Raw genomic sequence first — 13400 nt, 5'->3', positions numbered from 1 at the left:
TCTTAAAAACGCCTTTTTTTGTATTATTTTTTTGAAATTTATTTTTTAAATATGTATGCAATACTTGACATTTTTTATTTGAGTAAGTATACTTAATATAAGTAAGTTATCTATTACAATTTTGGAGTTATTATGGAAGTGATAGAAAAAGCCTCTAAAAGGCTTTTGATGTTTTTTTTATTGTTTTCTCTTTGTTTATCTCTCTTTGCAACAGAAAAAGAAGACTTGAGTTCATGGACTAAAATAGTCGAAAAAATGGAAATTCACCTGAATAATGCCTACGAATTGTATACACAGGGGAAAACCCGCGAAGCCTATGACGAAGTAAATGCCGCTTATTTTAGATATTACGAATCCAAGGGAATGGAAAAGATAACGATGAGCTATCTTTCCGGTGCTCGCAAAACGGCTGTCGAAAACGCTTTTTATGAGTACAGAAAAAACGTAAAAAGCGATAAGGACAGCGAAATGATAAGAGCTCATAAGGACGCTCTTATAGCGATGCTCTACCATGATGCAGCCGAACTTGACGGTACTTCCAATGACAAGGGCGGAAGCGGAAAATCGGCGGCTGTTGCTACCTTTATTTCCTGCTTTGTGCTTATACTGCGTGAAGGCTTGGAAGCTATTTTGGTTATAGCGGCTATTATCGCTTATCTTGTAAAAACCGGAAAAAAGAAGTACATATCTTCCGTTTATATCGGAGCTCTTGCCGGTATTCTTGTAAGTATAGTTTTAGCATTTTTATTCGGTTTATTGGCAGGTGCGCAAAGCGGTATAGCTCAAGAGATTTTTGAAGGTATCGGAATGTTTGTTGCCGTAATAGTTTTATTCTATGTAAGCAACTGGATGATTTCAAAATCGGAAACGGAAGCATGGGAAAGATACATTCAAAAGAAGGTTGAATCTTCGGTATCGACCGGTAATAAGTGGGTCTTGGTTTTTGCAGCCTTTATTGCCGTTGCAAGAGAAGGAGCCGAGCTTATTTTGTTCTTCCAAGGTGTTCCCGTTCAAGGTGCAAGCGGTCAAAGAGCTATGATTTTAGCTATTGTATTATCGGTTATTATTTTAGCCGGTGTTTTCCTTGCCTTTAGATTTTTAAGCGTAAAACTGCCCCTAAAGCCGTTTTTTACAGTAACAAGTATTTTAATGTACATACTTTGTTTTTCGTTTACGGGAAAGGGAGTTTCGGAATTGCAGGCTGCAGGTGTGGTCGGAAAGACTATAATCCCGTGGATGCAAAGTTTTGAGTTGGATTTTTTAGGCATATATGCAACCTATGAAAGTTTGATACCTCAAATAATAGTTTTAATTACGATTATAGTCTTTTCAAGTTTATATGTCAAAAAAAATAAAAAGATTCTTGCCGAATTAAAAAAGAAAGAAGGTAAAGAATAATTAATTTAGGCCAAAAAAAATAAATATAAAGGAGAGTTTTAAATGAAAAAAACTTTATCTTGTATTTTTGCATTGCTTGCAATTGCTTTTGTAATTACATCATGCGAAAAAAATGAAGCAGGACAGGCTGCAAAACCTGCTCCTACTGAAGAGAAAACGGCCGCCCCTAAACCCGAAGAGGAAGGCGCTGCCGGTTTTGACGAGTTCCCCATCGGTGATGAGCAAGATGCCGGAATCTTAACGGTTGCAGGTGTTTATTTTCAGCCTGTAGATATGGAACCTGCCGGTAACAGTTTGTCAAAGAACGAAGCTGATTGCCACATGGAAGCCGATATTTCTGCCAATGAAAAAGGCGCAACATTGGGTTACGGTGCTGGCGACTTTGTTCCTTACTTACATGTTAAGGCTTACATCCAAAAAGTAGGTTCTTCAAAGGTACAGGAAGTTGCATTTATGCCGATGAATGCCAGTGACGGACCTCACTATGGTGCTAACGTAAAATTTGAAGAAGGCTTAGGTAAGTACAATATCAAGTTTGAAATTAAGGCACCGGGAAATGATTATCTTCTTCATGTCGACAAAGAAACAGGCGTTACCGGACGTTTCTGGACGGAACCCATCGTTGTTGAATGGAAAGATTTTGAATGGACAGGACCTCAGTGGTAAACTTGTCCAATCGGTAGTAGTATAATTTAATACTAATTACTCATTCAATTTGTAACCGCCGAGGCTTTAGCTTGGGCGGTTACTTTTGATGTTTTGGAGGTACACCATTTTAAAATTTTATATAAGGGTTATTGAAGCAGGTATAGGCTTTGCCTTAGTCCTTGCAGTTGTTTTTGCTTCATTTAGAACTCAAAAACCTGAAAAAAAACGGTATATTGTTTTTTTAGGTATACTCACAGGATTTATCGGCAGTATTGTTTCTGCAATATTAAGATCTATTCCTAATTATATAAATAGAACCAATTTTGCCTTTTGGTCGATGATTCCCGTCAGTATATTTTTCTTAATTTTAATTGTTCTTTTACTGTTTAAAACAAAAGCGAAAAAATCTTTATTGTACGAAAATATTTTCGGTACAAGCGTTTTTTTATATACGGCTGCAACGATATTTTATTATCTTCCCGTTATAATAACTCTTTCTACAACATTGGTTAATTACGGCGAAAGTGCGGTAAGCACCCTCGTTTTATATAGACTTATAGGCTACTTGCTCGGAATAGTTTTTATTATTCTTGCAAGTCTTTCAATCTATAAAACTTTGATAAAGTTATCAGATATTGAATTAAATATTACCGTAATAGCTTCTCTTTGTATTTTAGGGATAACTCAAGTTGTGGTAATAATTCAGCGTTTATATTCTTTAAGAATAATTCCGCGCAATGATTTTATTTTTTTGTTTATTGCAACTGTGGTAAATAACGGAAACTTTTTTATATTTGCCGTCATTGTGTTTATAATGTTTGCTCCGATTCTTTTATGGAAAAAAAATATTAAAATTACCGAAGCATATAATAATAATGCCGAATTAAGAAAAATAAAAGCAAAGAAGCGTAATGCAAAAAGATGGGCTCGATTTTCTTTAAGCCTTTTATTGATTTCTGTTTTTTCTTTATCTTTTTTGCGTTTTTATGTAGACAGAGAAGTTCCTTTGTCACCGCCTGAAAATTATACGATTGCAGACGGTATGGCTGTTATTTCTTTAGAACAGTTGGAAGATGATAAACTTCACCGCTATGAATATATAACGGAACAAGGAATCAGTATGCGTTTTATTGCCATAAAAAAAAGTGAAGGCGCTTACGGTGTAGGCCTTGATGCCTGCGATATATGCGGTCCCAGCGGTTATTTTGAACGGAATAATGAAGTAATCTGTAAACTTTGCGATGTAGTTATGAATAAGGCTACCATAGGTTTTCCCGGAGGATGTAATCCGGTTCCAATTCCTTATATTGTACATGACGGGAATATTAAAATAAAGATATCAGACCTTGAGTCCGAAGCTCATCGTTTTAAATAGCAAAAAGTTTTTATAGGGGAAGTTATGTTTTGGAGAATGATAGCGGGTGCTCTTTTTAGGCAAAAAGGAAAAATGGTGATGATAGCTTTTACCATTGCCCTAGGTGCAAGTCTTTCAACTTCTATGCTTAACACAATGCTCGGTGTAGGAGATAAGGTAAACCAAGAGCTTAAAACTTATGGAGCCAATATCAATGTTGCTCATAAAGAATCTTCTCTTTTAGATGATATTTACGGAGAAGAATCCGGAAACACAAAAAAATTCTTAAAAGAAGATGAATTGTATAAAATTAAGACCATATTTTGGGCATACAATATTGTCGACTATGCACCTTTTTTAAATGTGCAGGTAGACTGTGATGGAGCAGATAAGCCTGTCCGCCTGTCGGGTACATGGTTCGATTTTAGAATAGACTTACATACGGGGCAGGAAGTTATAACCGGAATAAGAAGAATGCGTACATGGTGGGAAGTAAACGGAAACTGGGTTTCGGATGATGATAATTCTTCCTGTATGGTAGGAAGTCTTTTTGCAGGAAGGAATAACTTAAAAGTAGGGGACGAGATAAAACTTACAGGTGCTGCAGCCTCTAAAATATTAAAGATCTCTGCAATTTTTAATTCGGGAAGCAATGAAGATGATGTAATTTTTACTACATTGCATACAGCCCAAGAATTTTTAGGAAAGACAAATGTTTGTGAAAGCATCGAGGTAAGCGCTTTGACGACTCCCGACAATGATTTGGCAAGAAAGGCCGCAAGAAACCCTTTAAGTTTAACTATAAAAGAAATGGAAATATGGTATTGTACCGCCTATGTAAGCAGTATATGTTATCAGATTCAGGAAGTTATGACGGATGCGGTTGCAAAGCCGATAAGACAGGTGGCTGAATCAGAAGGTGCTATCTTAAATAAGACAACTTTGTTAATGCTTTTAATTACCGTTTTAAGTTTGATTGCTTCGGCCCTCGGTATTTCAAACTTAGTAACGGCGAGCGTTATGGATAGAAGGGCTGAAATCGGTTTAAAAAAAGCAATCGGGGCAAGTAATACGGCCGTTACCGTTTCGGTTTTAACTGAGGTTATGGTGATAGGAATTATCGGCGGTGCCGTCGGATATTTTATAGGATTGGGTTTAACGCAGATAATAGGCCGAAGCGTTTTCGGTTCTGCAATTCCGCCGGCTCCCATGGTTATTCCCATTGTGGTTCTTATTATTTTTTTGATTACCCTTTTGGGAAGTTTTCCGTCGGTGAAATATTTATTAAAGCTAAACCCTACGGAAGTTTTGCACGGAAAATAAACGTTCCCGTTTAAGGTGTTAAGGATGTAAGATATGACTAAAAATAAGATGTATTTTAAAATGATAATGAGTTCTTTATTGCGGCGCCGTTCAAGAATGTTGGTAGCTTTACTGGCTATTGCAATCGGTTCAACCGTTTTATCGGGCTTATTGACTATTTACTACGACATTCCGCGGCAGATGGGAACGGTATTTCGCTCTTATGGGGCAAATATGATATTTCTTCCTTCCGAAAGCGATGCAAAAATAAAAAAAGAGCAAATCGATAAAATTAAAAAAGAAATCGATTCAGGCAAACTTGTAGGTTTTGCTCCTTATATTTATAAACCTGCAAAGGTAAACGAGCAGCCCTATATGATAGCTGCTACCGATCTTATAAGTGCAAAGAACAATAGTCCCTATTGGCTTGTACGTGGACAATGGCCTAAAGAAAAAAAGGAAGTTTTAATCGGCCATGAAATAAGTAAGGCTATAGGTTTATCTATAGGAGATAATTTTATTGTAAACACTCCGAAACCTGACGGAGATGTAACCGTAAATGAGTTTAAGGTTTCAGGCATAGTTACAACAGGTGGTGTCGAAGAAGAGTTTATCTTTATGAGCCTTGATGATATAAAAAACATTGTCGGCTATAATGATGCCTTCGATGTAATTGAGTGCAGTATTGACGGAAATAGGGACTATCTTAATTTAATTGCCGAAAAAGTTTCAAACGATGTAAAAGGTATTACCCCCCGTCTTGTAAAGCGCGTTACCGAATCTCAGGATACGGTTTTAAGTAAACTTCAAGCCCTTGTTTGGATTGTTACCATTATTGTTTTGTTTTTGACTATGATATGTGTTACTACTACCATGATGGCCGTAGTGGTGGAACGCCGAAAAGAAATAGGCTTAAAAAAAGCTTTAGGTGCTTCCAATAAAAGTGTTGTTATAGATTTTTTGGGAGAAGCGGTTATGCTTGGGCTCATGGGCGGTATTTTGGGAATAGGGCTCGGTTACTTGTTTGCAAATAATGTAAGTATAAGTGTCTTTGCAAGAGAGGTTTCCTTTCCTATAAGGCTGGCGCCTTTTACCGTAATTTCTTCTATTGTTATAACTATTGTTGCCTCCCTCTTTCCCGTAAGGGCAACTGTGGATGTTGACCCTGCTCTTGTTTTGCGCGGAGAGTAATCTTAAATTTTAAGGAGAATTTTAATTTATGAATATTTTAACATTAACCGAAATTTCAAAAATATATGGAGATTTAAAAGCCCTCGATAAAATAAATTTGACGGTTGAAGAGGGCGAGTGGCTTTCTATAATGGGGCCTTCGGGTTCAGGTAAAACCACATTGATGAACATAATCGGCTGTATGGATAAACCTTCTTTAGGAAAAATTGATTTGGCTGGTCAGGACATTTCAAAGCTTTCTTCTAAAGAATTGACGATAGTCAGGCGGGATATGATAGGTTTGGTTTTTCAACAATTTCACCTTGTAAACTATCTTACAGCCCTTGAAAATGTTATGATGGCCCAGTACTATCACAGCCTACCGGATGAAAGGGAAGCTCTTGAGGCCCTTGAAAGTGTGGGTTTAAAAGAAAGAGCCAAGCATCTGCCCAATCAATTATCGGGAGGAGAACAGCAGCGTGTCTGTATTGCCCGTGCTCTGATAAATCATCCCAAGCTCCTGCTTGCCGATGAGCCTACGGGAAACCTTGATGAAAAGAATGAAAAACTTGTAATGGAAATTTTTGAAAAACTCCATAATGCGGGAAGTACCATCATAGTTGTAACCCACGATCCTGAAGTTGCAGATCAGGCTGAACGGATGGTAGTTCTTGAGCACGGTAAAATAGCAAGAATTGAAAAAATGAGCAGGGTAAGGCCCTCAAGAGGAGAGAATGTATGAAAACTTATAAAATTATTTTGGCTGCACTGTGTTTTATCTGTATTTTTTCTTGTTCAAAAACGGAAACAAAGAAAAGTATAAAATATAAAGACGGCGTTTATAAGTCTTTTGCCAATATTAAAGACGATTGGGGCGGAACAGCCGAGGTTGAAATAAAAATTAAAGAAGGTAAGATTGTTGAGTGTACATTTTTGTCTTACGAAAAAAACGGCAACCTAAAAGGGCCTGAATACGGAAAGGTTGACGGAGTTATAAAAAATATGGGCCTTTATAAAATTGCTCAAGCTTCTGTTTTAAGAGCTGCGGAGTACGGTCAAAAATTAGTTGAAACTCAAAATATTGATGATGTCGATGTAATAGCCGGTGCTTCAATTTCTTATAAACTGTTTAAAGATGCGGTTGAAAATGCATTGCAGGGTGCAAAAGAAAATTAAGGAACCTTCTAAAAAACTATGGAGAATTTACAAATAAAAAAACTGACCGTATTTGAGCTTGCAAAATTAAATATCAAAAGAAAACCTTTTAGAACTGTAAGCTTAATTATTCTTACGGCTGTTTTAGCCTTTAGTCTTTTTGCAGGAAGTTTTTTGGTAAAAAGTTTAAGGGGCGGAATGTTGTCGCTTTCAAATCGTCTGGGTGCGGATATTATTGTCGTCCCCCAAGGTTATGACTCAAAGATTGAAAGTGCCTTATTGAGAGGGGAACCTAATAGTTTTTATTTTGATACGGAAGTCGTAGACCGTATAAAAAAAATTGAAGGGGTTGAACTCGCATCTCCCCAGCTTTTTATTGCAACCCTCTCCGCGGGCTGCTGCTCTTTTCCTCTACAGATTATAGGTATAGATTTTGATTCCGATTTTAATGTAAAACCTTGGCTTAAAAAACAGATAAAACTTCCTCTTTTGGATAATCAAATTGTAGCCGGAAGTAATGTGTCCGGTGATTATAATTCTCAAGTAAAATTTTTTAATCAGCCCTTTGTAATTGCAGGCCGTTTGACTAAAACGGGAATGGGGTTTGATAATTCCATTTTTATGACAATAGAAAATGCGCGGAAGCTTGCAAAAGAGTATGAAAGAATTATGCAGCATCCTGTTGCAAAAAATGAAAATTTGATTTCAAGTGTTATGGTAAGGATTAATCCGAGATACGACGCAGGTGAGGTAGCTAAAAAGATAAGAGAAGAATTTAAGGGTGAAGAAATTTATCCTTTAATATCGAAGAGGATGATGACAAATATATCTTCAAGTATTTCAAGCTTAAATATCTATGTTTATATCCTTATTGCGATCCTATGGGTTCTTTCGTTTATCGTATTGGCCGTTTCTTTTTCTTCGATTTTTAATGAGCGTAAAGAAGAATTCGGAATGTTGAGGATAATAGGAAGTACCAAAAAGAAATTATTTGAACTTGCGGTTTTAGAATCTCTTATGATAAGTATGTCCGGAGCAATTATAGGAACGGTTCTTTCATGTTTGATTATGTTTTTATTTAATCAGGCAATTGTTGCAGGAATGAAGATGCCTTTTTTAAATCCTTCTTTTCTTTGGACCTTTGTTTGCTTTCTTTTGACTTTTGCCCTTATTTCGGTAATCGGTCCCCTTGCAGCCCTTAAAACTATGTATAATTTTACAAAAAAAGAGCCGGCTTTATCAAAATCTTAAAAGCGACTTTATTGCAGGGGTAAAAGTCTGCTTTATCTCAATTTTAAAAAGGCTTTAGTTATTTTTTAAAAAACCGATATTTTAAGCAGATGAGAGGTGTATTATGCGTAAAGCTATGATTTCTTTTTGTTTTATTTTTTGTTCTTTTTTTCTGTTTGCAGGCGATATTGCGACCTTTGTTAATTTAGGTTTTTCGGCTGACGGAAGTAAATTTGCTTTCGGACAATATGGATTAACCGACCAAACCTATCGTGCCTATGCGGAAATTTATGGGGTAGATGTAGCAGAAAATAAGTTTTTACCTTCAGGACGCTTTATAACAAGTCCGACATCTGAAACGGCCGATAAAGATAGTAAAAATATATTTTTAAGCCTTTTGGATAGGGCAAACCCTTCTCTTTTAAAATGGAAGATAAAAGATAAAAATGAGGGAAGAGCTATTTATGCAGCTACGGATTATACAATAAACGAAACCACCTTAATTTTTAAGGACTTTGAAACCAATGACGAGTATAAGGTAATGCTGTACAAGGATAAAAAATCCAATTTAGAAGCTTCTTTCTATATTGAAGTTGAAATCATCAAACCTAACGGCAATAAGATAAAAAAAGCAGCCGGTCAAAAAGGAAAAACCAGATCAGGTGTACGGGACTACGCAATAAAAAAAGTAATTATCGATAACACAAATACAAGCCTCATCTTTGTAATCGAAAAACATCAATATGATAAACTGGGAAACTCCATCCGCTACATGGTAGAAACTATTAAGCTGTAACGGTAAATTAAAAAAGCCGGTCAGTAATTGGACTGATCGGCTTTTTTATTCGTACGGAGGGTTGTTGATTTTCAAAAATAACCTTGACTGATTATACTTCTTCCGTAATCCACTCCCCGACGGTTTTTTCTTCTGCGTCAAAGCTGACACCGATGAGCATTATCTTTTTGTTTTCGGCCTTGAATCTTTCGGCATAGTTTTTTTCTTTGATTTGCTTTAAGGCAGCTTCCGCACTTTCTTTTAACTTAAACTCAAAAATATAAATAGCCGTTTCGGTTTTTATAACGGCATCGGTTCTTCCGTTAGCGACAGGTATTTCAAGCTCGATAAACTGTCCCAAGAGGGCAAAAACCAAATAAATGCAGACTTGAAAATTATGCTCTCTCAATGCGAGGCTTTCATCGCTATCTTTTTTTATATTGTCGTAGGGAAGGCTTGCCATTATTGACTTTAACCTTTGCATAAACTCTTCTAATCTTCCCGCAATTATGTCCCGATAAAACTGAGCAATACAAAAAGGCCCATCCGCATAAACCACATTGCAATAACTCGGAAAAAGATTATACAAAAAGCCGTACCTAACTTCATCGTTTGGAAAGCCTAATCTATAAAGGTGTAAGAGTTTATCATAGCCCTTAATCGTTAAATATCCTGCTTGAAACAATACGGGTATTTCGGAACCTGCTTCAGTCCTGTAATCCGACAAACCTGCAGAGGTCATCTCTACATTTCCGTCTAAGTCGGGAATATGGTAGTCCCCTTTTTTTAAGGCTTTTACCAAAAAGGTAGGCGTTCCAGTTGCAAACCAATAATAGTCAAACTGATTTCCATCAAAAACATTGAGCAAGCTGAATGGATTGTACATTCTTTCCGTTTCGGGCGAAAAACAATATCCGTCATATTTTTGCTGTAAGGTTTTGATGCACTCTTCATAGCTTAATTCGTTAGCTTGGGCTAAGGCCCTTATTTCCGGTTCAAAGGTGTTTAATAATTCCGTATGAGTTATTCCGCAGATACCTGCAAATTGAGGTTTTAAACTTATATCGTTTAAGTTGTTTAAGTCGCTGAAAATACTTACCTTACTGAATTTAGTAACTCCGGTTAAAAATGCCAAGCGTATATATTGGTCGGCTGTTTTTAGAACCGAATAAAATGATTTTAGGACGGCTCTGTATTCTTCATTTAAGGCTTCATTATCCATAGAATATAAAAGAGGCTTATCATACTCGTCAATTAAAACGACAACCTGTTTTCCGGTTTTTTCATAAGCAGTTTTTAATAAAACGGAAAATCTTTTTGCATAGGACATATCTTCAGGTTGTAAATTATATTCGTCTTCCTTTTCTTTTAAAAAAAAGTGGAGGTTTTCATTCAAAGCTTCAATGCAGTCATATTTTCCGACATTAAAGTCCAAGTAAAAAACGGGATATTCCTGCCAAATTTCTCTTTTTCCCTTTTCGGCTTCTTCAAGTTTTTCGATTGCCAAACCTTTAAACAATTCTTTTTGTCCCAAAAAGTATGCTTCTAATGTAGAAAGGAAAAGGCTTTTTCCAAATCTGCGGGGGCGGCTTAAAAAGTAAACCTTGCTTGCGCCGGCAAGCCGGAAAACATATTCGCTTTTATCCACATAAAGAAATTCTTTTTCACGCAAATCCTTAAAACTCTGTAGTCCTATAGGCAGTTTCCTGCTAAAATCCATATTCATAATTTACCTCAATTTTTTATTACCTTATAACCTTAAATTAAAAGTATAACATAATTTTTAAATAAATGCTAGATTTGAAATTTGGCGGTTTTTTCTCATCAATTGACAGTAATCTTTTAATGTTCTATAATTACCCCCAAGAATAACTTTTGGGGGTATTTTTGAGTATGCACATTGTAGAAGCAAAAAAAATTACGGAAGAAGTTAAGAGGATGGCTATTGAAGCCGCTTATTATCTTCCGCAAGATGTATTGACAAGTTTAAAGATGTCGCGGGAAGCGGAGAAATGGAGCTTAGCCCGTGATACTCTCGATCAGATTATAGAAAACGCCGATATTGCAAAAAATACGAATTCGCCCATGTGCCAAGATACGGGAATGGCCGTAGTTTTTGTTACGATTGGGCAAGACGTTCACATTGAAGGCGGCTATATTGAAGATGCTATAAATGAGGGCGTAAGACAGGGTTACACGGAAGGTTATTTAAGAAAATCCGTTGTTGCCGATCCCGTTTACAACAGGGTAAACACAAAGGATAATACTCCTGCCGTAATCCATTATAATATTGTACCCGGCGATAAACTTCATATTATGTTTGCAGGAAAGGGCTTCGGCTCCGAAAACATGTCCCGCCTTGGAATGTTAAAACCCTCCGACGGTCTTGAGGGGGTAAAAAAATTCATATTGGAAACTGTAGAACTTGCAGGGCCCAACCCCTGTCCTCCCATAGTTGTAGGTGTCGGAATAGGCGGTACCGTAGATAAGGTAACCTTAATAGCAAAAAAAGCCTTGATGAGACCGATGGATAGTTATAATCCCGATCCTTTCTATGCTAACCTCGAAAAAGAAATGCTTGAGAAGGTAAACGCCTTAGGGATAGGCCCCCAAGGTTACGGAGGCAAGACTACGGCTTTAAGGGTTTTAATCGAAACCTATCCCACACATATTGCAGGTCTTCCTATTTGTGTAAATATAAACTGTCATGCAACACGCCATAAGGAAGTTACTTTATAAGGGAGAAAGGAAAAATGTCTGAGATGAAAAAACTTACAACACCCTTTACAAGGGAAGATTTAAAAGATGTTAAGGCCGGAGATATTGTTTTATTAAACGGCTATATTTATACGGGAAGAGATGCAGCTCACAAACGCCTATGCGAACTTTTAGAAAAGGGAGAAAAACTCCCCATAGATGTAAAGGGAGCTGTCATGTACTATGTAGGGCCTAGCCCTGCAAAGCCCGGAGAGCCCATAGGTTCTGCAGGGCCTACAACCAGTTACCGAATGGATGCCTACACACCTCAGCTTTTAGATGAGGGGCTTATGGCTATGGTCGGAAAAGGAAAAAGAAACGATGAGGTAGTTGCAAAAATAATAGAACATGGAGCTTGTTATTTTGCCGCCATCGGAGGAGCCGCTGCTTTGATTAAAAGCCGAATTAAATCTGCCGAGGTTATCTGCTATGAAGATTTGGGAGCTGAAGCTGTCCGTAAGCTCTATGTTGAAGATTTTCCCGTAACCTGCATAATCGATTCCAAGGGGAACAACCTTTATAAACTGGGACGCGAAGAATACCTAAAAAGCCTAAATTAAGGTAGATGACTAATTTACAAAAAATTAACCTAGAGCTTAAAAGTCAAAAAGAAAAATTTACAGCTCTTTTAAAAGAAAATGGCCTTATTGCGGACTCTCTTGAAAGTGTTTACGGCATTTTTGATGAAGCCGACAATTTGGCCGCTTGCGGAGGGCGGGAAAAAAATATCTTAAAATGCTTTGCCGTAAAAGATGAATTTAAAGGCCTCGGTCTTACCGACGAGATTTTATCGGCCCTCTTAAAAGATGCTTACGGAGAAGGTTATAAGTTCTTTTTTATATTTACAAAAAGATCAAGCGTTTCCTTTTTTACGGGGGCAGGATTTATAAACTTAGCCTCATCGGATGATTCTTCCTTATTATACAGGGGAGAAAAAACCGTAGAGGAGGTTTTAAAGAATGAGCTTTTTCCTTATTGCCCTGACGGTATACTTGACAGTATAAGCGATGAGGAAAATGCAGCCATAGTTATGAATGCAAATCCCTTTACCCTCGGCCACAGATATTTAATAGAAAAAGCCTTAGACTATTGCGGAAGCAAGAGCCTCCTTTTTGTTTTTGCCGTTGAGACAGACAAAAGTTTTTTTTCTTTTAATGACCGTTTTATGCTTATCAAAAAAAATACGGAAGACCTAAAAAATGTAGTAGTGCTTCCCTCATCTCAATTTTTAATAAGCGGAGCAACCTTTCCGTCCTATTTTTTAAAAGAAAAAAGTTTGATAAGCAAAAATCAAACCCAGCTTGACGCAAGGATATTTTTAAAATACTTTGTACCTCTTTTTAATATTAAAATCCGCTTTTTGGGAGAAGAACCCTTAGACCCGAGTACCGAAATATATAATCAAACTCTATTGAATGAACTCCCTCCTCAATGTGAGGTAAAAATAATTAAGCGTAAAAAAACTCAAAATCAGCAAATCATTTCCGCAACGCAGGTTAGAAAAGCATTTCAAAATAATAGTCTTGAAGAAGTGCGTTCCTTTTTACCGGAAACGACTTATAATTTTTTAAGGTCTTTAAAACAAAAAAACTAATTGATACCGGAGAAAAG

13 protein-coding genes are annotated in these 13400 nt (G+C 36.9%); 12 read left to right on the top strand and 1 reads right to left on the bottom strand.

The window, feature by feature from the left end; genetic code table 11:
• The first annotated feature begins 132 nt into the window (after positions 1 to 132).
• The 9 genes from HO345_RS05900 to HO345_RS05860 all read left to right on the top strand — a co-directional run bounded on the left by HO345_RS05900 (position 133) and on the right by HO345_RS05860 (position 9053).
• Positions 133 to 1398 carry an FTR1 family iron permease gene (locus HO345_RS05900; RefSeq protein ID WP_253684468.1) on the top strand — a complete coding sequence of 422 codons (1266 nt, stop codon included), beginning with the start codon at positions 133 to 135 and terminating at the stop codon, positions 1396 to 1398.
• A gap of 42 nt (positions 1399 to 1440) precedes the next feature.
• The gene (locus HO345_RS05895) at positions 1441 to 2064 is read left to right on the top strand and encodes an iron transporter (RefSeq protein ID WP_253684467.1); all 624 of its coding nucleotides are present in this window, start codon (positions 1441 to 1443) and stop codon (positions 2062 to 2064) included.
• An 88-nt stretch (positions 2065 to 2152) separates the two neighbouring features.
• Positions 2153 to 3421 (top strand): Fe-S-containing protein, encoded by a 1269-nt coding sequence (locus HO345_RS05890; RefSeq protein WP_253684590.1) that lies wholly within the window; start codon positions 2153 to 2155, stop codon positions 3419 to 3421.
• 24 nt (positions 3422 to 3445) lie between these two features.
• On the top strand, positions 3446 to 4723 hold the full coding sequence (locus HO345_RS05885; protein ID WP_253684466.1) for an ABC transporter permease: 1278 nt from the start codon (positions 3446 to 3448) through the stop codon (positions 4721 to 4723).
• 33 nt (positions 4724 to 4756) lie between these two features.
• On the top strand, positions 4757 to 5893 hold the full coding sequence (locus tag HO345_RS05880) for an ABC transporter permease (protein ID WP_253684465.1): 1137 nt from the start codon (positions 4757 to 4759) through the stop codon (positions 5891 to 5893).
• Positions 5894 to 5921: 28 nt separating this feature from the next.
• The gene (locus tag HO345_RS05875; protein WP_253684464.1) at positions 5922 to 6614 is read left to right on the top strand and encodes an ABC transporter ATP-binding protein; all 693 of its coding nucleotides are present in this window, start codon (positions 5922 to 5924) and stop codon (positions 6612 to 6614) included.
• Positions 6611 to 7048 (top strand): FMN-binding protein, encoded by a 438-nt coding sequence (locus tag HO345_RS05870; RefSeq protein ID WP_253684463.1) that lies wholly within the window; start codon positions 6611 to 6613, stop codon positions 7046 to 7048. The genes HO345_RS05875 and HO345_RS05870 overlap by 4 nt, the downstream gene beginning before the upstream one ends.
• An 18-nt stretch (positions 7049 to 7066) precedes the next feature.
• The gene (locus HO345_RS05865) at positions 7067 to 8278 is read left to right on the top strand and encodes an ABC transporter permease (RefSeq protein ID WP_253684462.1); all 1212 of its coding nucleotides are present in this window, start codon (positions 7067 to 7069) and stop codon (positions 8276 to 8278) included.
• 103 nt (positions 8279 to 8381) lie between these two features.
• Positions 8382 to 9053, top strand: coding sequence for a DUF2259 domain-containing protein (locus HO345_RS05860; protein ID WP_253684461.1), 672 nt, complete (start codon positions 8382 to 8384; stop codon positions 9051 to 9053).
• A gap of 91 nt (positions 9054 to 9144) precedes the next feature.
• Here the strand turns inward: HO345_RS05860 and HO345_RS05855 are convergent, their stop codons facing one another.
• Positions 9145 to 10758 carry an ATP-binding protein gene (locus HO345_RS05855; RefSeq protein ID WP_253684460.1) on the bottom strand — a complete coding sequence of 538 codons (1614 nt, stop codon included), beginning with the start codon at positions 10756 to 10758 and terminating at the stop codon, positions 9145 to 9147.
• A 167-nt stretch (positions 10759 to 10925) separates the two neighbouring features.
• On the opposite strand from HO345_RS05855, the gene HO345_RS05850 reads away from it, so the two are divergent.
• The 3 genes from HO345_RS05850 to HO345_RS05840 are packed head-to-tail and all read left to right on the top strand — an operon-like array spanning position 10926 to position 13383.
• On the top strand, positions 10926 to 11771 hold the full coding sequence (locus HO345_RS05850; RefSeq protein ID WP_002671202.1) for a fumarate hydratase: 846 nt from the start codon (positions 10926 to 10928) through the stop codon (positions 11769 to 11771).
• Positions 11772 to 11785: 14 nt separating this feature from the next.
• Positions 11786 to 12349 carry a Fe-S-containing hydro-lyase gene (locus tag HO345_RS05845; RefSeq protein ID WP_002669045.1) on the top strand — a complete coding sequence of 188 codons (564 nt, stop codon included), beginning with the start codon at positions 11786 to 11788 and terminating at the stop codon, positions 12347 to 12349.
• Positions 12350 to 12354: 5 nt separating this feature from the next.
• Positions 12355 to 13383, top strand: a complete 1029-nt coding sequence (locus HO345_RS05840) for a nucleotidyl transferase family protein (protein WP_253684459.1) — start codon at positions 12355 to 12357, stop codon at positions 13381 to 13383.
• Positions 13384 to 13400: the final 17 nt, after the last annotated feature.

This window comes from Treponema denticola, assembly GCF_024181645.1.
Classification (GTDB): Bacteria; Spirochaetota; Spirochaetia; order Treponematales; family Treponemataceae; genus Treponema_B; species Treponema_B denticola_A.
Note: the sequence above shows the minus strand (reverse complement) of the source record. Positions and strands in the feature narration are given on the sequence as shown.

Coding starts and splice junctions, on each gene's coding strand:
- HO345_RS05855 (WP_253684460.1), bottom strand. CDS start 10,758: ATGAATATGGATTTTAGCAGGAAACTGCCTATAGGACTACAGAGTTTT.
- HO345_RS05900 (WP_253684468.1), top strand. CDS start 133: ATGGAAGTGATAGAAAAAGCCTCTAAAAGGCTTTTGATGTTTTTTTTA.
- HO345_RS05850 (WP_002671202.1), top strand. CDS start 10,926: ATGCACATTGTAGAAGCAAAAAAAATTACGGAAGAAGTTAAGAGGATG.
- HO345_RS05870 (WP_253684463.1), top strand. CDS start 6,611: ATGAAAACTTATAAAATTATTTTGGCTGCACTGTGTTTTATCTGTATT.
- HO345_RS05890 (WP_253684590.1), top strand. CDS start 2,153: ATGTTTTGGAGGTACACCATTTTAAAATTTTATATAAGGGTTATTGAA.
- HO345_RS05865 (WP_253684462.1), top strand. CDS start 7,067: ATGGAGAATTTACAAATAAAAAAACTGACCGTATTTGAGCTTGCAAAA.
- HO345_RS05880 (WP_253684465.1), top strand. CDS start 4,757: ATGACTAAAAATAAGATGTATTTTAAAATGATAATGAGTTCTTTATTG.
- HO345_RS05860 (WP_253684461.1), top strand. CDS start 8,382: ATGCGTAAAGCTATGATTTCTTTTTGTTTTATTTTTTGTTCTTTTTTT.
- HO345_RS05895 (WP_253684467.1), top strand. CDS start 1,441: ATGAAAAAAACTTTATCTTGTATTTTTGCATTGCTTGCAATTGCTTTT.
- HO345_RS05885 (WP_253684466.1), top strand. CDS start 3,446: ATGTTTTGGAGAATGATAGCGGGTGCTCTTTTTAGGCAAAAAGGAAAA.
- HO345_RS05840 (WP_253684459.1), top strand. CDS start 12,355: ATGACTAATTTACAAAAAATTAACCTAGAGCTTAAAAGTCAAAAAGAA.
- HO345_RS05845 (WP_002669045.1), top strand. CDS start 11,786: ATGTCTGAGATGAAAAAACTTACAACACCCTTTACAAGGGAAGATTTA.
- HO345_RS05875 (WP_253684464.1), top strand. CDS start 5,922: ATGAATATTTTAACATTAACCGAAATTTCAAAAATATATGGAGATTTA.